Here is a 24,932-nt window from a genome sequence, read left to right on the forward strand (position 1 = left end):
ACTGAACGCGCGTAAGCTGCGGCGGGCTGGGGACAAAGCGGGAGAAACTTAGGTTCGGGCTGCAGATGTCTAAGCTGTGACCGGCGTGGGATAGAAAATCGCGACCGGCATCGCAAAGGCGGGCAGCGCCAGACTCGCCGGAATTTCTTCGCCCGTTTTGAGGAATTCCGGGAGCAAATGAGTATGCGCGCCGGAAGCAGACTTCTGATCCGGTCTCGGAATCGGCGTGTAAACTTCGATACGTACCGCCGCTGATTCGACGACGCGGTGCGGGCTCGCGGCGATTATGTCCGGCCCGATATCGGCAATGAGATCGGACCAGGACCGGCCGATCTGGCTTGTGAGGCGTTCGGCGAGCCCACTGTCGCCGGTACGTACGCAGAAGCGCGCGTTCTTGCGGCCGATCCCGAAGTCGAACAGGCGGTCGCTCCGATGCGCGGTGCTTATCGCGTCGGTATCGGCTCCGAGATCCTGAACGGTCGTGTGTTCCGTCATGTTTGCTCGCGCGCGCGGCATGGCGAGCACGATCGGTCCACCGTCGGTGAAGGCGAAGGCGCGAAGCCGCTCGTTGACGCGCAGACGAAATGTGGAATCGTCGGCGCGCGCGATCAGCGATCCGTCGCCGGTGTCGATGCCGATGCGGCGATCCGGCGTGCACGGAAACTCGGCGACGGCGCCCGGGACGCCGGTGACCCATGTGCCCTGTCGTTCCGAGATCTGCTCACAGGTCCAGATTGCGATTTCGGCGGGCGTCCAGGGCAGGAGGTGCACGCGGATTGCGAGATTGGCGAGGCGCTCCGGCAGCTGACGCCAGACGTCATCGCGCCGGTCATCGTCCATCGCCATCCAGTCGGCGATTTCGCCGCCCGTACGCGCGCAACCAATACAAAAGCCGGTAGCGGGATCGAGTTTACAGATGCCTACGCAAGGCGAGTGCCGTGCCAAATCGACTGCCCTAATATGATGATGGCCGTAAATGCTTCGGGCCGCTTTGCGAGCGGCCCGATCATATCGCTCGTCAGTATGCCGTTCGCGTCTGGCTTCGATCGACCATAGCTCCAAGAGCCAGCCCAATCGTCGCCCAGAGGATGCCCTGGATCGCGAAAGAGGCGGTGCGGAATTTCCAGAGGAGATCGGCCGGGAAGTCGTTCGGGACTTCGTTGAGGGTCGGAAGAGCGTAGCCGGCAATCGTGACAAGGACGATGTACGCCAGCGCGCCCGCGATCGTCGCGTTCCACGAGCCCAGGCTCGAAGAGAGCGCGCGTCCGAGAGCTACGGCAACGGCAAGGGCTGCCGCGGAAAACACCATCATCGTGAAGTAGAGCTGCGTGCGATAGCCGATGGTATCGTCGGCACCGACAGCAGGTGGGTTTGCTGGGTACTTGAGATAGGGCACGACGTAGAGCGCTAGAAATCCAACCGCGGCGATGACGATGGCCGTCGTGCGCGGCGGGAACTTCAGCAGCCTGCCGCTCGCGAATGCGAAGGCTAGTGCGAAAAGTCCACCCAAAGCGGTACCGAACATCGCGATGCCCGTGAGCAGTCCCAACCCTGCCTGAACTTCGCGGCTGACGAGTTCAGGTTCTTCCGCCTCTGCGGTAGCGCCGCTGGCGGCACGCGCCTGTTGTTCAGCGGCGACGTGTGCTTCTTCGAATGCAATGGCGCGATCGACCTGTGGCTCGCCCACGATCTTCGCGAAGCCGAATGCCAGAAGCGCAGCAAAAAGGCCCGCGAGCATGCCGCGGAGCAATAACTGTCCCATGATTTTATCTCGCGTCTGATCAGTGGCAGGGGAAGCCGAGAAGGTGGCGACCGTCGTGAACGAATTCGTGCACGTACATGCCATTGAAGATCGCCATCGCGCCTTCCTCGACGCCGATGAAATACATCGCGAGAAGGAACAGCAGTCCGCCGAAGATTGCCCAGGGCAGAATCTCACGGACCGGAATGGGTGTTGCAACGGTGTCTTGGATGACGGAAGAATATGCCATTAAGGGCCTCCTTGGGATTGCGCGTCCCGGTCAAGCTTTGGCCCATCACAAGAGGGTCTGACTTTCGGCTGGAGCTTTACGGCATCCTCCGATCACAGTGGCGCGACCGTTCCGGAATTTCACCGGTTTCCTACCCATGACGTGCGAAGGTCCACCATAGGTTGATCCGAGCCTTTGTCAATGTAAAGCAACGCCCATGATCCAGCGGCTGACGCTCATTTCACATGCTCCGACGGCTGCAACGCGTGCGGCGGCGTTCCCTTTGGATGAGGGCATCGACGAGAAGGCGCGGCGCGATACATCCGCGCTTTCCGGCGATTTGCCGCAGTTCTTAACAGCCTGGACCAGCCCGGCGCGGCGAGCGGTCGAAACGGCGGCGGCGCTCAATGTCGATGCCAAGATCGAGCCTCTCATTCGGGACATGGACCTTGGTCGATGGGCGGGGCGGACGTTCGCCGATGTCGAAGCGTCGGAGCCGGAGGCGATGGTCGGCTGGCTCACGGATACGGCAGCGAGCCCGCACGGCGGCGAGTCGGTCGAGGCGCTTCTGGCGCGCGTCGCGAACTGGTTGAGGGCGGCGCCGGAGCGCCAGGGCCGGAGCGTCGCCGTAACGCATCCCGCTGTCATCCGCGCGGCCGTCGTCGTCGCGCTCGAGGCGAACCCGGTATCGTTCTGGCGCATCGACATCGCGCCGCTCGGCATCGTCGAGCTTGGCTCGAACGGCAAGCGTTGGACGCTGAAGTCCCTCAACGGGTGATGACGCGAATGCTCGCTAGCGGAATACGCGCGCAGCGACAGCGCGTGCGAGCAGATGCGGCTTGATGTTGCCGCTCGTCACACCGCGAGGCGACGAGAAGATGTAGCGCAACACGCTCATCTTGGCTTTGTCGGTTGCCTCGAACTGCAGGCCGAAGCCTGTTTGCGTCGTTCGCCGGATGTGGGCTTCGAGCGAGATGTCGGCGAAGCTGATCTTCACCGGTGTTCCGACTGGAACCGGCAGATCGCCAATCAGATGCATGCCGCTGACGGAAAGATCGGACGCGAAATAGTCGCGCTGCTCGCCGTTGACGGTAAGCTTCACGGGAACGCGCACGTCAAAGCGGTCTCCCGTACGGCGCTGTTGCTGCTCGGTGCAGACGTAGCAGCACAACGTCAGAAGGACGAGATTGTACCAGCTCCAGAAAAACGCGATCGCGCTCGACTCCGCGAGCGGCCGGCTCTGATCGAAGATGAATGCATTGGCGATGCCGAATGCGGTCAGGAACAGCAGCGCTCCGAAGATGCGCAGAAGCGGCCACTGGATGAATTGCTTGCTGCGGTCGCCGCCTTTTGCCGTCACTTTGAATTTCTGACCGTTGGGGCGCAGCAATCCGGACCAGACGGATTTCAGAACTTCGGAAGCGCAGAGCATCTGATAGAGATCGGTCATCAGAGGCAGCACGCGCCCTTCCGTCAGCCAGACATAGATGGCGGATTGGACGACGATGAAGGGCGCCAGATACCAGATCGCGTCGATGACGTTGGCGTGCACGGCCTGGATATCGAGAATGAGATACAGCGCCGGGACGATAATGCCGAGGACGCGGAAGAGATGCGTTGCCGACCAATGAAGGAAGGTCTCGCAAAGCATGATGCGATCGACGAACGGCAGGCCGTTGCCCCATTTCAGCGGGCCGCTATGGCCGCGGCAGATCTGCACGAAGCCGAGCGACCATCGCGCGCGCTGGGTGGTGTATTCGGCGAGCCCTTCGGGCGCGAGGCCGAGAGACAGGATCTCGTTCAGATAAACGGTGCGGAAGCCTTTTTCCCTGAGCCGCAGAGAGACGAGATAGTCCTCGGTCACGGAGTCGGTCGGAAAGCCGCCGATGCTCTGCAAGGCGTCGAAGCGAATGACGGACGAGGTTCCGCAGCAGAAGGCGGCGTTCCAGGCATCCTTCGATGCCATGACGATGTCGAAGAAGAAGCGCTGCTCGTCCGGCCAGACTTTCGTTACCGCGAGATTGCTTTGGATCGGATCGGGGTTGAAAAAGTGCTGCGGCGTCTGCACGACGCCGACGTCGGGATCGAGTGCCAGCGAAACGGCGCGCGTCAGGAAATCCGGCAGCGGAATAAAGTCGGCATCGAGAATGGAGATGAAATCCGGTTTCTCGTCGAGCGCCGCAAGGTTCTTCAAAGCGGCGTTGATGTTTCCGGCCTTCGCATGCGCATTGTCGGGACGCGTCAGATAGCCAATGCCGCGTCGGTCACATAATTCCTTGAGCCAGCTGCGGCGGCCATCATCGCAAACCCAGATGCGGAAGTTCGGATAGTTGATGTTGAGCGCGCCGATGATCGTTCGGTCGAGAATATCTTCGCCTTCGTTATAGGTGCAGATCAGCACGTCGATCTTCGGCACCTGCGGCTTGGCGAGAAGCCGCTTTACATTCGCATCGGCTTCGGCTGTCCGATTGCGCGTGCGAGTCAGGAAGATTTGAGAGGCCGTGGCGCCGAGCATCGCGATCGCTTCGACGGCGGTGAACGTCAGGCCGGTCAGAAAGTCGATTGGGTTTTCAGGCGAGGGAATGGTCTCGAAAATGCGCCACAGCATGTAGCGCCAGCCGAGGAACAGGCAGACGGTGATCGCAATCACACGCACCGTCGTGTTGTTGCGATTGACCCATGGGAGGATTGCGAGCGCAATCAGCAGCAATACGATCGCAGGTGCGAGCGCATCCCAATAGCCCATGCCGGCTGCATACGTCATGACGCCGTCTCCGGTCAGTCAGCTGAAGCCACGGCACCAGGAGACGACGTGTCGAACTTGACGAGGCCCGAGCGGCCGATTTGACATTCGGCGCCCTCGGACAGGCCGGGGAAACTCAAGGTGACGTGGTAGGGCTCGCGCGCCAGCATGCTCTGCTGGATGGCGCTGTTCGAGGACACCGCCGCCAAACCGTTGAGGCCGACGATGCGACCGTTCAATTCCTTGCCGCCGCCGCGCGGCTGGAAGGTTGCGTTCTGGCCGATGCGGAGTTTCTGGTAGGTCGTCTCGCTGACGCTCGCGGTGACCATGGCACTGCCGCAGTCGAGCAGGCGCATGAGGTCCTGGCCGGCGTTGACGTGTTCGCCCGGCGCGGTGAGAATTTCCCAGACGCGGCCGTTGACGGTCGAGCGGATCGAGGCGGAAGACAGCTCTTCGTTTCGCCGCGTTTCCGCGTCGATGCGTGTCATGAGGACGGCCAGCTCCGCCTTGCTGCCTTCGAGGCGGGCGCGAACGTCGGCCAATTCCAGCGCGACTTCCATCTTGCGCTGCGCGGATTGCGGTGTGTCGTTGTAGCTGTCGCCGATGAAGATGAACTTGCGTGCGGCCTCGAGCTCGACCATCGATCCTTTGCGCCGTTCGGTGAGGCTCTGGATCGTGTTTTTGGTCACGCGTTCGTCCTGCAGCGCCTTATCGAGATAAGCCTGGCTGACGGCATCCGTTTTTCTCAGTGCGCTGGCGCGGGTCAATGTCTGCAACGCCATGTCGTGTTGCGCTTCGGTGGCGGCCAGGTCAGCGTCGATTTCTCGGATGCGCTGATCGAGCTGCGTGATGCGTCCGACGCGGAAATTCTCCTGTTGCTCGCTGAGCTCGACGAGGTTTTGCTCAAGGAGCTGCTTCTTGGCTTCAAGTGCCGAGATGGCGGTTCCGAGCTGGTCGCGCTCGCGGCGCAGGCTGTCGAGATGCGAATAGTCGGCACGGCGGTTGCGGATCGTCAGAATTTCTTCGTTGTTGTGGAACGTGCTGCCGATGTCGGTGGCGGCGGCGGCCATCGTCACATCGCCCTCGATCGGCGCGCGCAGTGTGATTACCCGGGCGTTGACGATGGCTTCGGCGCTCGTCGTGGCGAGGAGACGGACGGCAGGCGCCCAGCCCAATACCAGCGCCACAGCAAGCGCCAACGCGGACTTGGCAAGCGTGGACGGCTTGATTTTCGAAAGAGGAGTCCGCCACGAGGATTTCGGAGCAGCGTCAGCTTCGGGTGCGTCGATGGAAGCCTTTTCGGTTTTGTCGTTGTCCGTCGCGCGCTGAGCTTTCCAATCCTGGATCGCGGACTCGAGAAACGAGAGCTGCATCTTGGCGTTGAAGTCGGCGTCGGCTGCCTCTTCCGCCTGTGCATTGTCGATCGACTGGCTCTGCGCCGTCTGACGTAGCCGGGGTGCGCGATGGAGAGAATATTTCATTGCAATTGAACCTTGCGGGCTAACCTGAAGTCAGGCGCTGATCGGAATTCGCAAGCTTCAATTTGTACGTCGGCCGGATAAATAAACGCTGAGAATTTAGTTTAATTTGTCATTATCGGTGGCCGATTCAGAGACGGCTCGGCGGTCGGATTCCTTACGAGATTATTAAGAGCTGCGGAGCGGGTTTGGCGACGATGACCCCGTATCGCGAGCCTGGCCCGCTCCGTTGAGAGCGTCAGCCCGAGGCATCCTTGATGCATTTCGTCGTGAAACTTTTTTCGGCCGCGCCGTGAAGGTTCTTTGCCTTGGCGTCGGCGTCGCACTTCGTCTTGGCGTCTTTCTCGCATTTGGTGACGAAGCTATTGAGTGCGGCTCCGTGAAGGTTCTTTTCCTTCGCCGCTGCATTGCAGGTCGCGTCTGCGGCCATTGCTGCAGGTGTCATAATCAGAGTGGCGATCACCGTTATCAGAAGTTTCATTGCATCCTCCATGACAGGCTGGATCGAGTATAGCCGTACGTTCAAAGCACCTATGTTCATCCGAGGATAGTCACCGGTACGTAATGTCTGCTCGGATGGAAGCGGGATAGTTACGCGGGGGGAAGAACGTTGGTTCCGAAGCGTACCCTCCTGCAATAGTGCATAATGTTCACGACCGGCAGACGGCGAAAGGGCGGATGAGCAGCGAAACGACGGGATCCGCTCAGTTTGGTCAACGGCCTTTGAGCCTCGGATTGATTTTGACGATGGCCGTCGCCTGTGGCGTCGCCGTTGCGAATATTTACTACAACCAGCCGATGCTCGGCGTCATCAAGCGGGAGTTCTCCGACTCATGGTGGGTTGGGCTCATCCCAACCGCGACGCAGATCGGCTACGGGCTCGGGCTTTTTTTGCTCGTGCCGCTCGGTGATCTCATGGATCGCCGACGACTGATCGTTGCACAGTTCGTCATTCTCGGGCTGGCGTCGTATGCGGCGTCGCTAGCGCCGAATGCTGCGGCGCTGGTCGGCGCGTCGCTGATCGTCGGCGCATGTGCGTCGGTGGCGCAGCAGATCATTCCGTTCGCGGCATCGCTGGCCTCTCCTGAGAGACGCGGCAGCACGATCGGCATGGTGATGGCGGGTTTGCTGTGCGGAATTCTGCTCAGCCGGCTGCTGTCGGGCGTTGTCGCGACCTATGCCGGTTGGCGCGAGATGTTTCAGCTGGGGTTGCCGATGTCTGTCGCGGGAGCGATCGCCATGGCGATTGCCTTGCCGCGAAATTATCCGCACTCGGGCATCAGATATACGGCGGCGCTCAGATCGCTGCTGCATCTCTGGACCTCGGAGCCGAAGCTGCGGCGGGCGAGCTTGATGCAGGCTGCGGCGTTCGGATCTTTTTCCGCCTTCTGGACCGTTCTCGCGCTGCATCTCGAAGAGCCGCATTTCAATCTCGGTGCCGATGCGGCCGGATTATTCGGAGTGGTTGGCGCGGCCGGCGTTATTGCTGCGCCGCTCGCCGGACGTCTGGCGGACACGCGCGGAAGCGGGCTCGTGCTTCGTCTCGGAGCGGGGCTTGTCGTCCTATCGTGGCTGCTCTTCGCCGCGTGGGATCAACTCGCCGGATTGGTGGCGGGCGTGATCATCATGGATCTCGGTGCGCAGAGCACGATGATTTCAAATCAGCACGTGATCTACGACCTTCATCCGGACGCGCGTAGCCGGCTCAACACCGTCTTCATGACCACGATGTTTGCCGGTGGCGCTTTCGGTTCCATCGGCGGGATCATTGCGTGGGATAACGGCGGCTGGCTCGCGGTCTGCGGCTTCGGCGCGGTGCTCGCGCTCACGGCCCTCGCGGTGCAATCGTTCAGTCGCGACGGTGTGCGCGACGCGCACTAGACGGCGTGGGCCAGCGCATCTTTCTGTTCGGCGTATTTTGCGAACTGGAGCTTGAACAGGCGGCTGTAGGCTCCGCCTTGAGCGAGCAGCTCGTCGTGCGTGCCGCTTTCGATGATGCGGCCGGCGTCGATGACGTGAATGAGATCGGCGTGGAGAATCGTCGAGAGGCGGTGTGCGATGACCAGCGTGGTCTTTCCTGTCGTCAGCTGCTTCAGCTCCCGCTGGATGATTTCCTCGGTGTGGCTGTCGAGAGCGGAGGTCGGCTCGTCGAGAAGAATGATCGGGGCATCCTTCAGGAACGCGCGTGCGAGGGCGATGCGCTGACGCTGTCCGCCGGAAACCTGAGTGCCAAGCTCTCCGACCGGAGAGTCATACTTCATCGGCAGTTTGACGATAAACTCGTCAGCGTTCGCCGACTTCGCGGCGTCGATGCACTGCTGGTCGGAAGCGGATTCAAGGCCCGTGCGGATATTGTCGATGATCGTGCCATCGAACAGGAAGGCATCCTGCCCGACCGTCGAAATGTTGCGGCGGACGGACGGTAGCGACGACGTCGCGATGTTCTGGCCGTCGATCGTGATGTATCCGGAATCGGGTTCGCGGAAGCGCTGCAGCAGCGCGAAGATCGTCGTCTTGCCGCCGCCGGAGAGGCCGACGAGCGCCGTCGTCTTTCCCGCAGGAGCGATCAAGTTCAAGCCGCTGATGATAGCTTTGCCGGGCACGTAAGAGAACGTGACGTCGTGGAATTCGATTTCGCCGCCTTTGACTTCGATCGCTGGCTTGCCCGGGGGCTCGTCCTCTTTCGCAGGCGTGTCCAGCAATTCGTACATCATGCGGACGCCGACCATGGCGGACGCAAGCTGGAGATGCACGCGCGATACGCGCCGCGCGGGATCGGCGCACATCAGCAGCGCCGTGATGAAGGCGAAAAACTGGCCGGGCGTATCGCCGTAGTTGAGATTGCGCCAGCCAGCGTAGAATACGACGCCGGCGACCGCGAAGCCGCCCGCGGCTTCCATCATCGGGTTCACTGTCGCCTTGATACGCAGCATCTTGATGTTGAGGCGTTCGACGGCGCTGATGGCGTTCATCGCGCGCGTGCGCATGTGGTTCTCGAGCTGGAACGATTTGACGACCTGCGTTCCCTGGCTCAGCTCGCGGGTCGCCTGAATGACACCAGCGGTCTTGTTCACCTCGCTCTTGGCGGCTTTCTGAACGCGCTTGCGCAGCTTCCGCGATGTGATGGCGATGAGCGGGCCGCCGATGAGCGATATCGCGGTCATGATCGGATCGAGGATGATCATGGTCGCGACCAGACCGATGATCGTGAACAGGTCGCGGCCGAAGCTCATCGAGATCATGTTCAGCACGTCGCGCGTCGCTGCCGCATTATTTGAAATGCGCGTGACGAGATCGCTCGAGGAATGGTTTTGGAAGAACGCGATGTCCACCTTCAGCAGGTGGTTGAACATGCGTCTCTGCGTTTCCGCGACGAGACGATTGCCGATGGTGCCGACCATCACTTCTGACGCGTAGGCCGCCAAACCTTTGACGAGGAAGATGGCGACGATGCCGAGCGTGATCCCGGTCAGTGCGGCGCGGTTCTGCTGTACGAAGATCGTATCGATCACGTACTTCATCAGGTAAGCGCTGAGCGCCGTCGTGCCCGCGACGAGGATCATCGCGACGATCGCCCAGGCGTACTGAGGCGCATACTCGCGGCCGTAGTCGCGAGCGAGGCGTTTCAGCAAATCCAGCGTATCCGACGGCATGAACCTCTCGCTCAAAGTGCGATGACGAATCCCCGTTTGACCGGCATTCTTCTTAAATGCCGCCCAAGCAATGAATGTGGCGCTGCCTTTCACCGCCCGGCAAAGCCTTTTACCGGCAAATCCACGTTGCCGAGCGCGGCATTTGGCGGCCGCGCGCCTTATCCCAAATTAAAATTGCGGCGTGCATGGGCAGGAGTGGCCAGCAACCAGAAAATGTCAATATGCCGGATAGCAACTTGTGGTTCGAAACGGCCGGGTTCTGGGGGCGATACGCTTCGTACGGACGGTTGAGTCGCCGTCGTCAGATCATGAGGCCGTCTGATTCGGCGCGTCGAGTTCGGCGATGACGCCTTCGACGTATCGCGCATACGTATTGTTTCCGAGATGCGCGACCCATGTCCGCATTTCGCCGGGTGTAACGAATCCGAGGCGCAGCGCGACCTCTTCGGGACAGGAGATTTTCAGACCCTGTCGCCGTTCCATCGTCGACATATATTCGCTCGCATCCTGCAGACTGTCGAACGTACCGGTGTCGAGCCACGCGAAGCCGCGGCCCATCATCACGACGTAAAGGCTGTCCAGCTTCATGTACATTTCGTTGAGCGTGGTGATTTCCAGCTCACCGCGCGCGGAGGGGCGAACCTTCTGCGCCAGATCGACGACGCGATTGTCGTAGAAGTAGAGGCCGGTCACCGCCCAGTTCGATTTTGGAACCTGCGGTTTCTCTTCGATGGATATGGCTCGCCCGGCGCCGTCAAACGTCACGACGCCGTAGCGGTTGGGTTCCGCAACCTGGTAGGCGAATATCGTTGCGCCGGACGTGCGTGCCGCGGCGCTGCGGACCATGTCGGCGAAGCCGTGGCCGTAGAAGATATTGTCTCCGAGAACCAGCGCGCACCGATCGTCGCCGATGAAGTCGCGGCCGATGATGAAGGCCTGAGCGAGTCCGGCCGGCGTCGGCTGAACCGCGTAGCTCAGGCGAACTCCGAATTGCGCGCCGTCGCCGAGCAGTCGTTTGAACTGCTCCTGATCCTGGGGCGTCGTGATGATCAGGATGTCGCGAATGCCCGCCAGCATCAGAGCGGTCAGCGGGTAATAGATCATCGGCTTGTCGTAGACCGGCAGCAGCTGCTTCGAGATCGCGAGCGTCAGGGGATAAAGGCGCGTGCCGCTGCCGCCTGCCAGTATGATGCCTTTGATCCCACTCACGCGGCTGTACCGATGCGTTGAGTCTCGACAGGTGCGGCCGGCGTCAGAAGTCCGAGGCGCGATCCCGAGTAAATGCCGTCGCGCAGTGGACGCCACCAGCTTTCGTTGTCCAGATACCATTGGACCGTATCCGCGATGCCGGTTGCGAACGATCGCTCGGCGCGCCAGCCAAGCTCGGATTCGATCTTCGACGGATCGATCGCGTAGCGGCGGTCATGGCCGGGACGATCTTCGACATGAACGATGAGGTCGCGTCGCGGATGCTGCGCCGGGCGGAGCGTGTCCAGGGCTTTGCAGATGGCTTCGACGACGGCGATGTTCTCCATCGGCGCGCGGCCGCCGATGTTATAGGTTTCGCCGATGCGTCCGTGTTCGACAACCCGAGTGAGCGCCGTCACATGGTCGTCGACATGGAGCCAATCGCGCACCTGCCGCCCGTCGCCGTAAACAGGCAGCGGTTTGCCTTCCAGCGCATTCAGAATGACGAGCGGGATCAGCTTTTCGGGAAACTGATGCGGACCGTAATTGTTCGAGCAGTTGGTCGTGATTGTCGGCAGGCCGTAGGTCGCGTGCCAGGCACTCGCGAGATGATCGGAGGCGGCTTTGCTCGCGGAATAGGGCGAGCGCGGATCGTAAGCCGTGGATTCCGTAAAAAAGCCGCCGGGTGGCAGTGAGCCGAAAACTTCATCGGTCGAGACATGGACAAAGCGGAAATGGCTCTGCGCCGACGCATCGAGATTCGACAAATAGCGTCGGGCGGATTCCAGCAGCACGTGCGTGCCGAGGATGTTCGTCGTGATGAATTCTGCCGAGCCGTTGATCGAGCGGTCGACGTGCGTTTCGGCCGCGAGATGGATGATTGCGTCGGGTTCGATGTCGGCGAAGATGGCGTCCATTGCGGACGCATCGCAGATGTCGGCGGGAAAAAAGCGGTGGTTCGGCGCGCTTGAGACAGACTTCAGGGAGTCGAGATTGGCGGCATACGTCAGCTTATCGACGTTCGCGACCTGCCAATCGCGATCGCGGACGAGATGGCGAACGAGCGCCGAGCCGATAAAGCCTGCGCCGCCGGTGATGATGACTTTCATGCGCGCATCCTTCCCCCGAGAAGCCGCGCGGTCTCAGAAGGCTATGGCCATATTCGCGAAGGAGGGTAGGCGCGCATCCTTGTCGGAAACTGTCACGTCGCTCGGGGCAACGGGCCAGGCGATTGCGAGCGTCGGGTCGGACCAGAGAATTCCGCCCTCGGCTTCGGGGGCGTAGGGCGCGGAGGTTTTGTAGGCAACCTCGGTGTCGTCTTCGAGCGTGCAGAAGCCGTGCGCGAAACCGGCGGGAATGTAGAGCTGCGCCCAGTTCTCTCGCGATAGCTCGATGGCGACGTGCTTGCCGTAGGTGGGCGAGGAGCTCCTGATGTCGACAGCTACGTCGAGGACGCGGCCCCGGTTTACCCGGACGAGCTTGGCCTGGGCATAGGGTGCTTTCTGAAAATGCAGGCCGCGGATCGTGCCCTTGCGCGCCGACAACGAAAAATTGTCCTGAACGAAGGGGGCAGGAATGCCGGCCTCCTTCAGAGCCTTTTCGCTATAGGTTTCGGAGAAAAACCCGCGCTCGTCCTCAAAGCGCGGCGGGACGATCAACTTCAAGCCTGGAATTTCGAGGTCCGTCACCAGCATCGGCGATCCGCGCGTTGAATCGAAAGTGATCGCCAGCTGGATAGGGATGCTCTGCGCCTGCCGTCAATCGGAACTTCTTGGAGAATGCGCGATTGCGTTCCGTCATGGCGGAACAAGTGCGGCCGATGAGGTGTTCACGACCAGCGCTTCGTTGGAACTTGCCCCATGCCGCTGATGGCCAATTCTCTCCGTACACTGTCCGCCGCGCTGGTGGTTGCAGCGCTTGTGATTGCGACGCTTGTGCTCGGGCGGGCGATCCTTGTCCCGCTTGCGCTCGCGGTCATCGGTTGCTTCATCCTGGTACCGATCGTTCGCTGGCTCGAAGAGCACTCGGTGCCGGAATGGCTTTCGGTGTTCTCGGTGGTCGTGGCGACGACGGGGCTTTTGCTCGGCGCCTCGATTGCACTCAGCTCGCAGCTTTTGTCATTGACGGCCGAGCTTCCAGCCTATCGCTCCAACGTCATGGATAAGGTTCACGCCGTTATCGGCAGCTCGGCGCCGTCCGGTGTCGTCAGCCGGGCGATCGACGCTGTCGAAACCTACCAGAAAATGCTGAACCGCGAGCTGAAGCTTGGAGGCGAGCAATCGACCGAGCCGGACGGCAAACCAGAAACGAAAGTCGTCGTCGCGCAGGAAACCACGAGCGATACATGGCACGGCATCCAAATCCTGGCTGAGCCGCTGGCGCAGATGGCGTTGACCTTCCTGTTCACGCTTTTCCTATTGGCGCAGTACCGCGATCTTAGGGATCGTATCGTTCGCATCTTCGGCACCGACAACATGACCGAGACGACGTCGGCGATGTCGGATGCCGGCGAACGGCTGTCCGCCCTCTTCACGGGGCAGGTCATGCTCAATGCGTCATTCGGCGTTTTCGTTGGCTGTGTGCTGATGATCGTCGGCGTTCCGAACGCGCCGCTTTGGGGTGTCGTGGCATTCGTCATGAGGTTCGTGCCGTTCATCGGCGTTTACGTCGCTGCGATTCCGCCCATTCTGCTGGCGGCAGCCGTCGATCCCGGCTGGACGAAAGCCATCTGCACGCTTGCGCTCTTTGCCATCGGAGAGCCTGTGATGGGGCAAGTGCTGGAGCCGTTCTTCCTTGGCAAGCGCGCGGGTCTGTCGCCGTTTGCGATGATCCTTGCCGCAAGTTTCTGGACGCTGGTCTGGGGACCGATCGGGTTGGTGCTCGCCGCGCCTCTGACGCTCGTCGTCGTGGTGCTGGGGCGGTACATCCCCGATCTCGAATTCGTTTCGGTGCTTCTTGGCGATGAGCCGCCGTTATCCGAGCAACAGGAATTCTATCACCGCCTTCTTTCGGGCGACTCTTATGCGGCCAACGATCAGATCGAAGAGGCGCGAGAGACGTCGTCGTCGGAAGCCGCCCTCGACAATCTCGTTTTTCCATCCTTGCACTTCGCGGTGATCGATCGCCGTCGCGGGCGCTTCGACGATGAGACGATGAAAGACCTCGACGAGTCGATCGGCGATGTTGCTTCGGAGTCTTTTCCGGATGCCGGTAAAGATGGGTCCGCCGTTCTGATCGTCCCGGTGCGTGGCGTCTTCGATACGTTCGCGGCAAGATTTATGGTCGGTGCGATCAATGCGCGTGTGCCGGGTGCGGCCCATGCCGTGCTCAGTGCCTCCGGTTTAACAGCGCTGTCGAGTGTCGATCCAGGCCGCGTTTCAGCTCCGAAGAAGCTTGTTTTCATCACCGTGGCGGGTGTCGCCGAGAAAGCTCTCGCTTTCATGGCGAAGAAGGGCGCCGAGAAATTCCCGAACGCGCAAATTGCGGTTCTCGATCTCACGCGGCCGGCGGGACATATCTCCGTCTCGTCACGCGGCGATGCGCAGGCGCAGGTGTTCAACCGCTTAGCGGATCTGATCGTTTCGCTGAACCTGGACGCGCTTTCAGAAGCTGCGCATTCGCCGGTCCCGGCGAGTGCGCAGCAGCCGGGCGTCGCCCTCACGGGAACTTACTGAGTCCGGCTGGAACAAAGTCGCCGGACGCACGTTCGGTTTCTGATTGATGCGGCGCACGATGATTTCAAGCAACGAGGCAAGCAATGGCACGACAGGACACTCCCGAAGGTCGTTCAGACGATATGGTGGAGCGCGTTACTGATGCGGGAACGCGGGCTGCGGACGCAGTGGGACGCGCCGCGGCGCACGTCGAGCAGACACGCGACGAGCTTCTCGCGCAGGGCGCGGAACTCAGTTCCAACGTTCAGAAGGTCGGCAAGAATTTCTCCAAGGCGCTGGACAAGTCCGTCGCCGATCAACCGATGACGACACTTGGCCTTGCGGTTGCCGCGGGCTTCGTTCTCGGCGCTCTGTGGAAGGCCTAACGACAGGATAGATGAATGTTCGCCGCCCTCTTCAAACGTGCCGAACAGACGGTCGATTCGGCGATCGGTGATCTCGGAAACAGGATCGTCATTGCTATCCCGTTTCTGATCGCGCTGGGTTTCGGCGCAACGAGCCTCACGCTTTATCTCGACCGGATTTACGGTTCTGAACTCGGCACGCTGATGGTGGCGGGCGGGTTCTGTCTGCTCGGTTTCATCGTGGCGCTCGTCGTTCGAATACGGCGGCGGCAGGCAGAGAGCCGGCAGCAAGCCGCGGCGGCAGATTCGACCCTTGCGAGCGACGCTCCCAAGGAGGAGCTTGCGGGCGTGAATGGTTCTCCCTCGATGTTCGACGACGAAACGGTCATGGCGATGGTGACGTCTGCCGCGCCGATCGTTCTTCCCGCCGTTCTCAGAACCGGCATGAAAAACTGGCCGATCCTGCTCGCCGCAGCCGCCGGTCTCTACGTGGTCAGCCGGCCGGGCGGAGCTACCGCCGAAGTTCAACCAGATACGTCTTCTCAAACATCTTGAGGTCATTCACAGATGCAGAGCACCCCAACATCCGATTATGCAACGACCGACGAACGCGGCCGAAATCTGACGTCGTCCGATGATTCCAATGGCAATGGTGTCGCCAACGTCGTGCAAGAAGGCGTGGACGTTCTGAAAAATAATCCCGTGCTGACGCTCGTTGCCGTCGGCGTGCTCGGATTCGCGATCGGGACGCTTGCGGGACGATCAACCGTTCGACGGCGAAGCACGCTCGATGCCAACCTGGATTCGATCCAGCATGCGCTGGAGTCAGCGCGTTCCGGCACGTCCGATACGATCGGAAGCTGGGCGAAGTCGCTTCGCAATAGCGGCTATCTGCAGGACCACGTCCCCGCTCGTGTGAAGCAGCAAGTCCGGCGTTTGCTCTCTTCAGTTTCGTAACGCAATTGCGTTGCGCGCTGCGAGGGTGTTCAGTTCATCAGCGCGCAAACAGGATCGTCAGCAGCAGCGAGGAATCTTGGATGCTGCTGACGGCGTGGCGTTTCCCGCCGTCGAGATAGATCCATTGGCCAGCGGAAAGCTCGACGGTTCGATTGTCGAACGTCAGAACGACGCGCCCCTCAATGCAATGCAGCATGATCTCGCCCGGCACTTCGTGCGCCGGGAGTTCGCTTCCCGCTTTCAGGACCAAGCGGATCGCTTCGAATGCCGCTGTCTTCGCAATGGCGCTTGTTTTCGCGCTGGCGAGGTTTGCTCCGAGCGGTCCGAGGTCGGCTATTTCTCCCGGGCGTACATGATGCAACGCCATGTATGATCTCCGGTCATCGGTGGTTATTCGGGTTCCGGTCCGCGCTCCCGCAGTTCGAGCAGGCTCAGCGCGGCAATTGCAACGCCAGCGATGATATGGATGAGGCGCAGACTGCCGCTTGCTGCGTAGTCGAAGATGAAGGGCGAAGCCGCAACCCACACGCCCAACGCCAGCTGGCAGACCTCGATCCAGCGTCGAAATTTGACGAGATCGGCTTCGGCAAGGACCATGATGAGGATGCCAGCAACGGCGGCGTTTACGACTACGGGAGAATTGCCGTCTTCTTCGACGATCCACGGCGCCAACGCGATCAAGATCCCGAGGAAAATGCCGAGCCAATCGTCCCATTCGCGACGGGTGCTTCTCAGATTCCAATCGGCCATGCTCTCGACTTCCTTGGTTGGATGCGGGCGGGGCGTCTCGAAACTATAGACCTTATTTCTCGAAGTTCATACCTGAAGCGGCACAGTCAGCTTGCTGCGCAACGCTTCCTGCCGCGTGAGCACATGCCCAGCGATTTGAAACGCATCAGAGGCTGAGATGGTGCAGAGTTATTTTTCGACGAAAGCTTTTTCGATGACGAAATCGCCCGGCTCGCCGGAGTTGCCTTCCTTGAAGCCTTGGTCGATGCAGAATGTCTTCAGTTCGCTTAGCATCGAAGGGCTGCCACAGATCATGACGCGATCGTGCTCGCTCGAAATCACCGGCAGATTGATCTCGGCATAGAATTCCGGCGATTTCAAAAGCTCGGTGACGCGGCCGCGATTTTTGAAGGGCTCGCGCGTGACAGTCGGGAAATAGATGAGCTTGGAGCGGATCGCCTCGCCGATATATTCGTCTTGTGGAAGCTCGCGCATGATCCTGTCGCCGTAAGCGAGTTCGGAAACAAGACGGCATCCATGCATGAGGATGACCTTGTCGAAGCGTTCGTAGGCTTCGGGGTCGCGAATGATGCTCATGAACGGTGCGAGGCCGGTGCCCGTGCCGAGGAGATAGAGGTTTCTGCCGGGCTTCAAGTTCGGAAGGATCAATGTGCCGGTCGGCTTGCGTCCGACGAGAATGCGGTCGCCTTCCTTGATGTGCTGCAGTTTCGATGTCAGCGCGCCGTCTGGAACCTTGATGCTCAAGAATTCGAGGTAGTCGTCGTAGGCGGCGCTCACGACGCTATAGGCGCGCGTCAGGGGCCGGCCTTCGATCTCCAGGCCCATCATCACGAATTGGCCGCTGTCGAAGCGGAGGCTCGGGCTTCGCGTTGCCGTGAAGCTGAAAAGAGTGTCGGTCCAATGCGTGACCGAGAGCACTTGTTCGCTGGTGAAAGCCGTCATCTATCCCCATCCCTTTTGACAACGGATGCGCCAAGTTATTGCGAGCGCAGGCAGTGGATTGATCTCCAAAATGATAGTCAAGGAAAGAAAGCTTTGCGCTGACGCAAATCATCGCGGATTTGTAATATTTTGTATGGTTTTGGTGACGGATTAGAATTTTTCGAAAAGGGTGGCTAGCGTTCGCGCGCCATTGAGCTGCGCCTCGGTGTCCATTTTCGCATTTGTAGCGGCAATCAGTTTGGCGACCGTGTTGTTGTTGGCGGCGACGGGATTGCGCTCATAGCCGCCGCGCTGGAAGAAATTCGACGTCGGGATCTTCTCGCGCAGGCGGTCCGGCATCATCACCATTTCGAAGCCGCTGCCGTCGCCGGTCAGATTCATCATTTCGAGTTCGGCGGCTGACAGCGATCCATCGAAGCCGTGGCGCTTGGCGAATTCAACCGAGGTCAAAAGTTTTCTCACCTGCAGCAGTGGGCCGATGTCGACATCGAGATTCAGTGCATGGATGCCGATGCCTTTCGGCGTATCGGCAAGGCGAGCGTGATCGTTCCAACGATCGGGTACGCTGCGGCTGAAGGCGATCATTCTTCTTAAGATGGCGATCTTGCGCAGCAGCGCGTCCTTGCGCTGGCCTTTCGCGGCGTTTGCCTTGGCTCTCAGATTAGAGACGAATTCATCGCCGGCTTCCGCGAGAAGTTCGACGCTGTTGGTGCTGAGCAGCTGATTGTAGCCGAGGGCTGTCGAGATGGCGCGTGCTGACGGTACATCATATTCCAAGCCGGCCTGTACATCGTATTTCCCGTCGCCGCCGGATTCGAATGCGTAAATTCTGACGCACTGCGCGGCAGTCAGTCCTGCAGCTCGCGCCGCGATGACGTAGGCGCGCTTGTAGTCATTCTCTGATGCTGGCGTCTCGGGTACGAAGCCGAACTGCGCTTTGGCTTCTCGTAAAAAGTCAGCGACGACCGGAATGTCTTTTGCTGGCGACGGTGCGCCTTCAGGGTTCATCGGCTTCGGCGGACCGGAATAGATGGGCGGCTGTTGCAACACGTAATCGCGAGCCGCAAGATGTTCGAAGGAGCCTCGGGCGCGGCGCTTCGAGCGCTTCTTCGAGATCGATTTCCAATACGGTTCGGCGAGGGCTTCATAAGCTTCGAAGGCGTGCGCATACGCGGTGAGCTTTTCGCGATAGACGGCCTGGCGTTTTGCGATGTCGTGATCAGCGCCGTGCGCTGGTGGTGCATCGAACAAAATTGCGACTACGGCGCATGAGAGAGACAACGCAACTGCGGCCCACGTCGAGCGCTTCATAAAAGTTTCATACGGTGTGAAGCTTGGAAGTTTTTTCGAAATCTCGCAGTTCACGAAAAGTGCGCTCACGAGTTTTGCTCACAACTGTTGCGTGGAACGTATTGCGCTGATGCTAGCGCCGTTCGGTGGCAGCGTCTCGATGTGCTTAGCGACCATCCGCGACCGTAAGCAAACATTGTCGACATCGTTCTGAATCTCGAATTGTAGTTGCGACGTCATTCCCCCGACGACAGCAGATGAGCCGTGCCCCTCGCGGTCTCGCCCAATGCGAAGATCATCCGTTTACGGATGATCTGGGGTGCCGCGTTAGGGCGGGTCCGGAGTGGGCTCGTAGGTGCCGGTAAATCATTCGAGATGCGAAAAAGAAGTGCTTCACAGGCATCGCAGTCTGTGTTTTGAGGACATGTTTCCCTCGCTTGGCCGACGGAGCCCAGCCCAGGCTGCCCACAGTGGGATTGTGCCGCAAAATAAATTCTTTGTTCCTCTCGAGAAATAAATGTTCTTACTGGTTGACGGGGGCCTTAAAGTCGCATAAGTCGATGTGTAGCATTCTCAATCAAAAAGGCAGGCCGTCATGTGCGGAATTGTGGGTCTTTTTCTTAAAAATCAGGCGCTTGAACCACAGCTGGGAAGCTTGGTTTCGGGCATGCTGACGACGATGTGCGAACGTGGGCCGGACTCGGCTGGGTTCGCAGTTTATGGGACGCCGAGCAAGGGCAAAGGCAAGATTACGATCCAGTCGGCCGATGCCGACGCCTTCAAGGGTCTCGCTGAACGGATCAAGAAAGAAGCCGGCGTTTCGGCCGACCTTTCTCTGAAGTCCAGCCATGCCGTCCTGACGGTCCCGTCGGACAAGTCCGATGCGGTTGTGACCTGGCTCCGGGCGAACACCCCGAACATCCGGATCATGGGCTCCGGCGAGGCGATCGAAATCTACAAGGAAGTTGGCTACCCGACCGATGTCGCGAAGCGCTTCGACCTTGCCAAGATGTCCGGCAGCCATGCCATCGGCCACACGCGTATGGCCACCGAATCGGCGGTCACGACGCTCGGCGCGCACCCGTTCTCGACCGGTCCCGACCAGTGCCTCGTGCACAACGGCTCGCTGTCCAACCATGCCAGCCTCCGGCGCGAACTGCGTCGCGACGGCATCCGTTTCGAGACGGAAAACGACACTGAAGTCGCTGCGGCTTACATCACGTGGCGGATGAAGCAGGGTCTCAACCTCGGCGACGCCCTGCGCGGCACGCTCGACGATCTCGACGGCTTCTTCAATTTCGTCGTCGGAACGAAGAACGGCTTCGGCGTCGTTCGCGACCCGATCGCGTGCAAGCCGGCGGTCATGGCTGAAACCGACGACTACGTCGCGTTTGGATCGGAATATCGGGCGCTGGTTGATTTGCCCAATATCGACAAGGCGCATGTGTGGGAGCCTGAGCCCGCAACTGTCTATTTCTGGGAACGCTAATCGTCAGCTAGGGTGCCGACATATGAGAACGATCGATCTCGCTAAGAGTTCGCTGCGCGAACTCAATGAAGACCTTCACCGTCAAGACTCGGGCGCCAACGAAGCGTCGTGGGAAGTATTGAATCCGCGCGGGCAGCACGCCATCGCGGTTGGCGTCGATGCGCCGATCTCCATCAGCGTCAAGGGTAGCGTCGGCTACTACTGCGGCGGCATGAACAAGCAGGCGGCAATCACGGTTCACGGTTCGGCCGGTCCGGGCGTTGCCGAGAACATGATGTCGGGTAAAGTCGTCATCAAAGGCGACGCCAGCCAATACGCCGGCGCTACGGGCCGTGGCGGCATGCTGGTCATCGAAGGCAACGCATCCTCGCGTTGCGGCATCTCGATGAAGGGCATCGACATCATCGTCAATGGCAACATCGGCCATATGTCGGCGTTCATGGCGCAGTCCGGTCATCTCGTCGTGTGCGGCGATGCTGGCGATGCGCTTGGCGACTCGATCTACGAAGCGAAGCTGTTCGTCCGCGGCAAAGTCAAAAGCCTCGGCGCCGACTGCATCGAGAAGGAAATGCGTCCCGAGCATCACGAGACGCTGACGAAGCTTCTCAAGGACGCTGGACTTTCGAACGTCAAGTCGAGCGAATTCAAGCGCTACGGTTCGGCCCGTAAGCTCTATAACTTCAACATCGATAACGCGGACGCATACTGATGAGCTATCATAACCCCCAGACCACGCCGCGGAAATCCTGGACGTTCGACGATTATACGTTGTCGGAAATCCGTCGTGCATCAGCGACCGGCATCTACGACATCCGTGGCGGCGGCTCGAAGCGCCACCTGCCGCACTTCGACGACCTCCTGTTCCTCGGTGCGTCGGTTTCGCGTTATCCGCTCGAAGGATACCGTGAGAAATGCTCGACGACGGTTACGCTCGGAACGCGCTTCGCGAAGAAGCCGATCGAACTCAAGATCCCGATCACGATCGCGGGCATGAGCTTCGGCGCGCTCTCGGCTAACGCCAAGGAAGCGCTGGGCCGCGGTGCAAGCATCGCCGGCACGTCGACGACGACGGGCGACGGCGGCATGACGCCGGAAGAACGCGGACAGTCCAAGACGCTCGTCTATCAGTACCTGCCGTCACGCTACGGCATGAACCCGGACGATCTTCGCAAAGCCGACGCGATCGAAGTTGTTGTCGGTCAGGGCGCGAAGCCCGGCGGCGGCGGCATGCTGCTCGGCCAGAAGATCTCGGATCGCGTCGCAGAAATGCGCAACCTTCCGAAAGGTATCGACCAGCGCTCGGCTTGCCGTCACCCGGACTGGACGGGACCGGACGATCTTGAAATCAAGATCCTCGAGCTGCGCGAAATCACGGATTGGGAAAAGCCGATCTACGTGAAGGTCGGTGGCACGCGCCCCTACTATGACACGGCTCTCGCGGTCAAAGCCGGCGCCGACGTCATCGTTCTCGATGGCATGCAGGGCGGCACTGCCGCAACGCAGGAAGTCTTCATCGAGCACGTCGGTCTGCCGATCCTCGCATGTATCCGTCCGGCGGTGCAGGCACTGCAGGATCTCGGTATGCATCGCAAGGTTCAGCTCATCGTTTCGGGCGGAATCAGAAACGGTGCCGACGCGGCCAAGGCTCTCGCTCTTGGTGCGGACGCGGTTTCGATCGGTATGGCCGCTCTGGTAGCGCTCGGCGATAACGATCCGGCCCTCAACGCCGAGTATGCGAAGATCGGCACCGAAGCCGGCGCCTACGATGACTGGCACGAGGGCAAGGACCCTGCCGGTATCACGACGCAGGATCCGGAGCTGTCGAAGCTTCTCGATCCGGTTCGTGCCGGCCGCCGTCTCGCCAACTACCTCAAGGTGATGACCCTCGAGATTCAGACCGTGGCTCGCGCCGCCGGTCACAACAACATTCACAATCTCGAGCCGGAAGATCTTTGCGCACTGACGATGGAAGCCGCTGCGATGGCACGTGTGCCGCTCGCCGGAACGAACTGGATTCCTGGAGTCAATAATGGGGCGGGCGGCTTGTAAGCCGCCCCTTCTATTTAAATAATACAAACGACAAAAATCACGGGAGTGATAAATGCCTTTAGATCTAGCTCCGAGTGCGCAAGGTCTTGATCTGGCGACGATCGCGAAAGAACGCGGTATCCGCTATTTCATGATCTCGTTCACCGACCTGTTCGGTTATCAACGCGCTAAACTCGTGCCTGCTTCGGCGATTGCCGATATGCAGAAGGACGGTGCAGGGTTCGCCGGTTTCGCAACCTGGCTCGACATGACGCCGGCGCATCCCGATCTGTTCGGCGTCCCCGATCCGACGTCGCTGATCCAGCTCCCGTGGAACCGCGAGATCGGCTGGGTTGCCGCCGACCTCGTCATGGAAGACAAGCCGGTCGCCCAGGCTCCGCGCGTCATCCTCAAAAAGCTGCGCGAGCAGGCCGCCGCCAAAGGCCTCTACGTCAAGACCGGCGTCGAATGCGAGTTCTTCCTGACCAACTCGGACGGCACGCAGGTGTCGGACGGCAAGGACAACGCCGCGAAGCCCTGCTACGACCAGCAGGCACTGATGCGCCGTTATGATGTGATCGCCGAAATCTGCGATTACATGCAGGAACTGAACTGGGGCGCGTACCAGAACGACCACGAAGACGCGAACGGCCAGTTCGAGATGAACTGGAACTTCGACGAGTCCCTGCTCACTGCAGACCGCCACGCGTTCTTCAAGTTCATGACGCGTGCGATCGCCGAAAAGCACGGCCTTCGCGCCACGTTCATGCCGAAGCCGTTCATGAACCTCACCGGCAACGGTTGCCACGCGCATATCTCGGTCTGGGATAAGTCGGGCAAGGTCAACGCGTTCTATGACGGTTCCGACGAGATGGGCCTGTCGAAGCAGGGCTATCACTTCCTCGGCGGCATCATGCGCCACGCGGAAGCTCTCGCAGCCATCACCAACCCGACGATCAACTCGTACAAGCGCATCAACGCGCCGAGAACGGCTTCGGGTGCAACGTGGGCACCGAACTCGGTCACCTGGACAGGCAACAACCGCACGCACATGGTTCGCGTGCCGGGCAAGGGCCGCTTCGAGATCCGTCTGCCGGACGGCGCCGTGAACCCCTACCTGTTGCAGTCGGTCATCATTGCTGCAGGCCTCAGCGGCATCAACAAGTCGGCTGATCCGGGCAAGCGCCAGGACATCGACATGTATCAGGACGGTCATCTCGTGAAGGATGCGCCGAAACTGCCGCTCAATCTGCTCGATGCCTTGCGGAACTTCGACAAGGACACGGAGCTCAAGGAAGCACTCGGCATGGAGTTCTCCGACTCTTACATCAAGATGAAGATGAAAGAGTGGAACTCGTACGTGTCGCATCTCACGCAGTGGGAACGCGACCACACGCTCGACATCTGACGGACGGCGGGGAGGATGCCGAAATTCTCCCCGATCGATCACCTTTCGAACTCGCAGACGGAAAACGTCTGCGAGTTCGTGTCGTTTAGGGGCCCTAATGCTCGCGCGCATCGAGATGCAGAAGGTGGATTGAGCCGATGAAAATTCTGGTACTGCAGCACGTCGACGTCGAGCATCCCGGAATTTTTCGGGAGTTCTTCAAAGCCGATGGGTGGACGTGGGACACCGTCGAACTTGATGCCGGAGAGACGGTGCCGGATGTGTCGGCATACGACATGATGGTCGTGATGGGCGGTCCTCAGGACGTCTGGCAGGAAGACAAATATCCGTGGCTCATTGCCGAGAAAGCCGCGATCCGAAAATTCGTCGTCGATCTCGGCCGGCCGTATCTCGGCATATGCCTGGGGCACCAGCTTCTCGCTGCCGCGATTGGCGGCGAGGTCGCGCTGGGGAAGACTCCGGAAGTCGGCCTATTGACTGTGAAGCAAACCCAGGCGGGTTTGAACGATCCTATTTTCCGCGGCATCTCAGACCCGATCGACGTATTGCAATGGCATGGCGCCGAAGTCGTCAGCCTGCCGGACGACGCGCATGTGCTGGCATCTTCGGATGCCTGCGCGGTGCAAGCTTTCCGCTATCGCGACAATGCTTATGGCTTCCAATTCCACGTTGAGATCATGGACCAGACGGTAGCGGATTGGGCGGCGATCCCGATCTATGCGCAGGCCCTCGACGTCGCGCTCGGGAAGGGTGCCGCGGGGAGGCTCAAGTCCGAGGTTGCTGAACGGCTGCCGGCGTTCAATCGAACCGCAAAGACGATCTACGACAATTTTAAGAGCGCTCTGCGGCCGGCCTAATCGTGACGCTCGCAAGGCCCTTTGATCGCGTCGCCTTTGCGTTGCGGTCGTTCGCGACTCGGCCATCGCATTCTTATCGTTCTGGCGGCTGCGCGACGTTGTGCAGTCCTGGCGGCAGAGAATCATCCCCTGCCTTCGATAGGCAACTCTAAAAGCGCTCG

At 60.3% G+C, this 24,932-nt stretch carries 25 protein-coding genes; 11 read left to right on the forward strand and 14 right to left on the reverse strand.

Annotated elements, in window-relative coordinates; all coding sequences use genetic code 11:
• Window positions 1-69 precede the first annotated feature (69 nt).
• The 3 genes from HDEN_RS02415 to HDEN_RS02425 form a co-directional block, all read right to left on the reverse strand.
• Complete coding sequence (locus tag HDEN_RS02415) at window positions 70-945, reverse strand: DUF1289 domain-containing protein (protein WP_041921504.1); 876 nt, start codon at window positions 943-945, stop codon at window positions 70-72.
• Between the two features lie 73 nt (window positions 946-1,018).
• Window positions 1,019-1,765, reverse strand: coding sequence for a CbtA family protein (locus HDEN_RS02420; RefSeq protein ID WP_041921782.1), 747 nt, complete (start codon window positions 1,763-1,765; stop codon window positions 1,019-1,021).
• A gap of 16 nt (window positions 1,766-1,781) precedes the next feature.
• Window positions 1,782-1,991 carry a CbtB domain-containing protein gene (locus HDEN_RS02425; RefSeq protein ID WP_013214534.1) on the reverse strand — a complete coding sequence of 70 codons (210 nt, stop codon included), beginning with the start codon at window positions 1,989-1,991 and terminating at the stop codon, window positions 1,782-1,784.
• Window positions 1,992-2,187: 196 nt separating this feature from the next.
• On the opposite strand from HDEN_RS02425, the gene HDEN_RS02430 reads away from it, so the two are divergent.
• Window positions 2,188-2,748 (forward strand): histidine phosphatase family protein, encoded by a 561-nt coding sequence (locus tag HDEN_RS02430; RefSeq protein ID WP_013214535.1) that lies wholly within the window; start codon window positions 2,188-2,190, stop codon window positions 2,746-2,748.
• Window positions 2,749-2,763: 15 nt separating this feature from the next.
• On the opposite strand, the gene HDEN_RS02435 is transcribed toward HDEN_RS02430, so the two are convergent.
• The 3 genes from HDEN_RS02435 to HDEN_RS02445 all read right to left on the reverse strand — a co-directional run bounded on the left by HDEN_RS02435 (window position 2,764) and on the right by HDEN_RS02445 (window position 6,672).
• The gene (locus tag HDEN_RS02435; RefSeq protein WP_013214536.1) at window positions 2,764-4,734 is read right to left on the reverse strand and encodes a glycosyltransferase; all 1,971 of its coding nucleotides are present in this window, start codon (window positions 4,732-4,734) and stop codon (window positions 2,764-2,766) included.
• Between the two features lie 14 nt (window positions 4,735-4,748).
• Window positions 4,749-6,194 (reverse strand): HlyD family secretion protein, encoded by a 1,446-nt coding sequence (locus HDEN_RS02440; RefSeq protein ID WP_013214537.1) that lies wholly within the window; start codon window positions 6,192-6,194, stop codon window positions 4,749-4,751.
• 235 nt (window positions 6,195-6,429) lie between these two features.
• A complete protein-coding gene (locus HDEN_RS02445; protein WP_013214538.1) occupies window positions 6,430-6,672 on the reverse strand; it encodes a hypothetical protein in 243 nt (80 codons plus the stop codon).
• Between the two features lie 197 nt (window positions 6,673-6,869).
• Between HDEN_RS02445 and HDEN_RS02450 the strand changes: the two genes are divergently transcribed.
• Window positions 6,870-8,072 (forward strand): MFS transporter, encoded by a 1,203-nt coding sequence (locus tag HDEN_RS02450; protein WP_013214539.1) that lies wholly within the window; start codon window positions 6,870-6,872, stop codon window positions 8,070-8,072.
• Here HDEN_RS02450 and HDEN_RS02455 read toward each other — a convergent pair.
• The 4 genes from HDEN_RS02455 to rfbC all read right to left on the reverse strand — a co-directional run bounded on the left by HDEN_RS02455 (window position 8,069) and on the right by rfbC (window position 12,726).
• Complete coding sequence (locus HDEN_RS02455; RefSeq protein WP_049775133.1) at window positions 8,069-9,844, reverse strand: ABC transporter ATP-binding protein; 1,776 nt, start codon at window positions 9,842-9,844, stop codon at window positions 8,069-8,071. The two genes, HDEN_RS02450 and HDEN_RS02455, sit on opposite strands and share 4 nt — an antisense overlap.
• 306 nt (window positions 9,845-10,150) lie before the next feature.
• A complete protein-coding gene (gene rfbA / locus HDEN_RS02460; RefSeq protein WP_041921783.1) occupies window positions 10,151-11,044 on the reverse strand; it encodes a glucose-1-phosphate thymidylyltransferase RfbA in 894 nt (297 codons plus the stop codon).
• Window positions 11,045-11,049: 5 nt separating this feature from the next.
• Window positions 11,050-12,141, reverse strand: a complete 1,092-nt coding sequence (gene rfbB, locus HDEN_RS02465) for a dTDP-glucose 4,6-dehydratase (protein WP_013214542.1) — start codon at window positions 12,139-12,141, stop codon at window positions 11,050-11,052.
• 33 nt (window positions 12,142-12,174) lie between these two features.
• Window positions 12,175-12,726 carry a dTDP-4-dehydrorhamnose 3,5-epimerase gene (rfbC, locus tag HDEN_RS02470; protein ID WP_013214543.1) on the reverse strand — a complete coding sequence of 184 codons (552 nt, stop codon included), beginning with the start codon at window positions 12,724-12,726 and terminating at the stop codon, window positions 12,175-12,177.
• Between the two features lie 165 nt (window positions 12,727-12,891).
• Between rfbC and HDEN_RS02475 the strand changes: the two genes are divergently transcribed.
• The 4 genes from HDEN_RS02475 (at window position 12,892) to HDEN_RS02490 (ending at window position 16,007) form a co-directional block, all read left to right on the forward strand.
• A complete protein-coding gene (locus HDEN_RS02475; protein WP_013214544.1) occupies window positions 12,892-14,706 on the forward strand; it encodes an AI-2E family transporter in 1,815 nt (604 codons plus the stop codon).
• Between the two features lie 83 nt (window positions 14,707-14,789).
• Complete coding sequence (locus HDEN_RS02480) at window positions 14,790-15,071, forward strand: hypothetical protein (RefSeq protein ID WP_013214545.1); 282 nt, start codon at window positions 14,790-14,792, stop codon at window positions 15,069-15,071.
• Between the two features lie 15 nt (window positions 15,072-15,086).
• A complete protein-coding gene (locus HDEN_RS02485; RefSeq protein ID WP_013214546.1) occupies window positions 15,087-15,605 on the forward strand; it encodes a hypothetical protein in 519 nt (172 codons plus the stop codon).
• Window positions 15,606-15,617: 12 nt separating this feature from the next.
• On the forward strand, window positions 15,618-16,007 hold the full coding sequence (locus HDEN_RS02490) for a hypothetical protein (RefSeq protein WP_013214547.1): 390 nt from the start codon (window positions 15,618-15,620) through the stop codon (window positions 16,005-16,007).
• A gap of 37 nt (window positions 16,008-16,044) precedes the next feature.
• On the opposite strand, the gene HDEN_RS02495 is transcribed toward HDEN_RS02490, so the two are convergent.
• The 4 genes from HDEN_RS02495 to HDEN_RS02510 form a co-directional block, all read right to left on the reverse strand.
• Window positions 16,045-16,374, reverse strand: coding sequence for a cupin domain-containing protein (locus HDEN_RS02495; protein ID WP_013214548.1), 330 nt, complete (start codon window positions 16,372-16,374; stop codon window positions 16,045-16,047).
• A 23-nt stretch (window positions 16,375-16,397) separates the two neighbouring features.
• Window positions 16,398-16,757, reverse strand: coding sequence for an SPW repeat protein (locus HDEN_RS02500; protein ID WP_013214549.1), 360 nt, complete (start codon window positions 16,755-16,757; stop codon window positions 16,398-16,400).
• A gap of 168 nt (window positions 16,758-16,925) precedes the next feature.
• Complete coding sequence (locus HDEN_RS02505) at window positions 16,926-17,699, reverse strand: ferredoxin--NADP reductase (RefSeq protein ID WP_013214550.1); 774 nt, start codon at window positions 17,697-17,699, stop codon at window positions 16,926-16,928.
• Between the two features lie 150 nt (window positions 17,700-17,849).
• Complete coding sequence (locus HDEN_RS02510) at window positions 17,850-19,010, reverse strand: hypothetical protein (protein WP_245256701.1); 1,161 nt, start codon at window positions 19,008-19,010, stop codon at window positions 17,850-17,852.
• A gap of 574 nt (window positions 19,011-19,584) precedes the next feature.
• Between HDEN_RS02510 and HDEN_RS02515 the strand changes: the two genes are divergently transcribed.
• The 5 genes from HDEN_RS02515 (at window position 19,585) to HDEN_RS02535 (ending at window position 24,771) form a co-directional block, all read left to right on the forward strand.
• Window positions 19,585-20,478: a class II glutamine amidotransferase gene (locus tag HDEN_RS02515; protein ID WP_013214552.1), complete on the forward strand. Its 894-nt coding sequence runs from the start codon at window positions 19,585-19,587 to the stop codon at window positions 20,476-20,478.
• A 22-nt stretch (window positions 20,479-20,500) separates the two neighbouring features.
• Complete coding sequence (locus tag HDEN_RS02520) at window positions 20,501-21,187, forward strand: GltB/FmdC/FwdC-like GXGXG domain-containing protein (protein WP_013214553.1); 687 nt, start codon at window positions 20,501-20,503, stop codon at window positions 21,185-21,187.
• Complete coding sequence (locus tag HDEN_RS02525; RefSeq protein ID WP_013214554.1) at window positions 21,187-22,527, forward strand: FMN-binding glutamate synthase family protein; 1,341 nt, start codon at window positions 21,187-21,189, stop codon at window positions 22,525-22,527. The genes HDEN_RS02520 and HDEN_RS02525 overlap by 1 nt, the downstream gene beginning before the upstream one ends.
• A 52-nt stretch (window positions 22,528-22,579) precedes the next feature.
• A complete protein-coding gene (gene glnT, locus HDEN_RS02530) occupies window positions 22,580-23,914 on the forward strand; it encodes a type III glutamate--ammonia ligase (RefSeq protein WP_013214555.1) in 1,335 nt (444 codons plus the stop codon).
• 137 nt (window positions 23,915-24,051) lie between these two features.
• Window positions 24,052-24,771 (forward strand): type 1 glutamine amidotransferase, encoded by a 720-nt coding sequence (locus HDEN_RS02535; protein ID WP_013214556.1) that lies wholly within the window; start codon window positions 24,052-24,054, stop codon window positions 24,769-24,771.
• Window positions 24,772-24,932 lie beyond the last annotated feature (161 nt).

The sequence above is a fragment of the Hyphomicrobium denitrificans ATCC 51888 genome (assembly GCF_000143145.1).
GTDB lineage: Bacteria > Pseudomonadota > Alphaproteobacteria > Rhizobiales > Hyphomicrobiaceae > Hyphomicrobium_B > Hyphomicrobium_B denitrificans.

Excerpts from the sequence above, each read along its gene's own strand:
- HDEN_RS02425 (WP_013214534.1), bottom strand. The coding sequence starts at position 1,991 with ATGGCATATTCTTCCGTCATCCAAGACACCGTTGCAACACCCATTCCG.
- HDEN_RS02430 (WP_013214535.1), top strand. The coding sequence starts at position 2,188 with ATGATCCAGCGGCTGACGCTCATTTCACATGCTCCGACGGCTGCAACG.
- HDEN_RS02435 (WP_013214536.1), bottom strand. The coding sequence starts at position 4,734 with ATGACGTATGCAGCCGGCATGGGCTATTGGGATGCGCTCGCACCTGCG.
- HDEN_RS02440 (WP_013214537.1), bottom strand. The coding sequence starts at position 6,194 with ATGAAATATTCTCTCCATCGCGCACCCCGGCTACGTCAGACGGCGCAG.
- HDEN_RS02445 (WP_013214538.1), bottom strand. The coding sequence starts at position 6,672 with ATGAAACTTCTGATAACGGTGATCGCCACTCTGATTATGACACCTGCA.
- HDEN_RS02450 (WP_013214539.1), top strand. The coding sequence starts at position 6,870 with ATGAGCAGCGAAACGACGGGATCCGCTCAGTTTGGTCAACGGCCTTTG.
- HDEN_RS02455 (WP_049775133.1), bottom strand. The coding sequence starts at position 9,844 with ATGCCGTCGGATACGCTGGATTTGCTGAAACGCCTCGCTCGCGACTAC.
- rfbB (WP_013214542.1), bottom strand. The coding sequence starts at position 12,141 with ATGAAAGTCATCATCACCGGCGGCGCAGGCTTTATCGGCTCGGCGCTC.
- rfbC (WP_013214543.1), bottom strand. The coding sequence starts at position 12,726 with ATGCTGGTGACGGACCTCGAAATTCCAGGCTTGAAGTTGATCGTCCCG.
- HDEN_RS02475 (WP_013214544.1), top strand. The coding sequence starts at position 12,892 with ATGCCGCTGATGGCCAATTCTCTCCGTACACTGTCCGCCGCGCTGGTG.
- HDEN_RS02480 (WP_013214545.1), top strand. The coding sequence starts at position 14,790 with ATGGCACGACAGGACACTCCCGAAGGTCGTTCAGACGATATGGTGGAG.
- HDEN_RS02485 (WP_013214546.1), top strand. The coding sequence starts at position 15,087 with ATGTTCGCCGCCCTCTTCAAACGTGCCGAACAGACGGTCGATTCGGCG.
- HDEN_RS02490 (WP_013214547.1), top strand. The coding sequence starts at position 15,618 with ATGCAGAGCACCCCAACATCCGATTATGCAACGACCGACGAACGCGGC.
- HDEN_RS02495 (WP_013214548.1), bottom strand. The coding sequence starts at position 16,374 with ATGGCGTTGCATCATGTACGCCCGGGAGAAATAGCCGACCTCGGACCG.
- HDEN_RS02500 (WP_013214549.1), bottom strand. The coding sequence starts at position 16,757 with ATGGCCGATTGGAATCTGAGAAGCACCCGTCGCGAATGGGACGATTGG.
- HDEN_RS02505 (WP_013214550.1), bottom strand. The coding sequence starts at position 17,699 with ATGACGGCTTTCACCAGCGAACAAGTGCTCTCGGTCACGCATTGGACC.
- HDEN_RS02510 (WP_245256701.1), bottom strand. The coding sequence starts at position 19,010 with ATGAAGCGCTCGACGTGGGCCGCAGTTGCGTTGTCTCTCTCATGCGCC.
- HDEN_RS02515 (WP_013214552.1), top strand. The coding sequence starts at position 19,585 with ATGTGCGGAATTGTGGGTCTTTTTCTTAAAAATCAGGCGCTTGAACCA.
- HDEN_RS02520 (WP_013214553.1), top strand. The coding sequence starts at position 20,501 with ATGAGAACGATCGATCTCGCTAAGAGTTCGCTGCGCGAACTCAATGAA.
- HDEN_RS02525 (WP_013214554.1), top strand. The coding sequence starts at position 21,187 with ATGAGCTATCATAACCCCCAGACCACGCCGCGGAAATCCTGGACGTTC.
- glnT (WP_013214555.1), top strand. The coding sequence starts at position 22,580 with ATGCCTTTAGATCTAGCTCCGAGTGCGCAAGGTCTTGATCTGGCGACG.
- HDEN_RS02535 (WP_013214556.1), top strand. The coding sequence starts at position 24,052 with ATGAAAATTCTGGTACTGCAGCACGTCGACGTCGAGCATCCCGGAATT.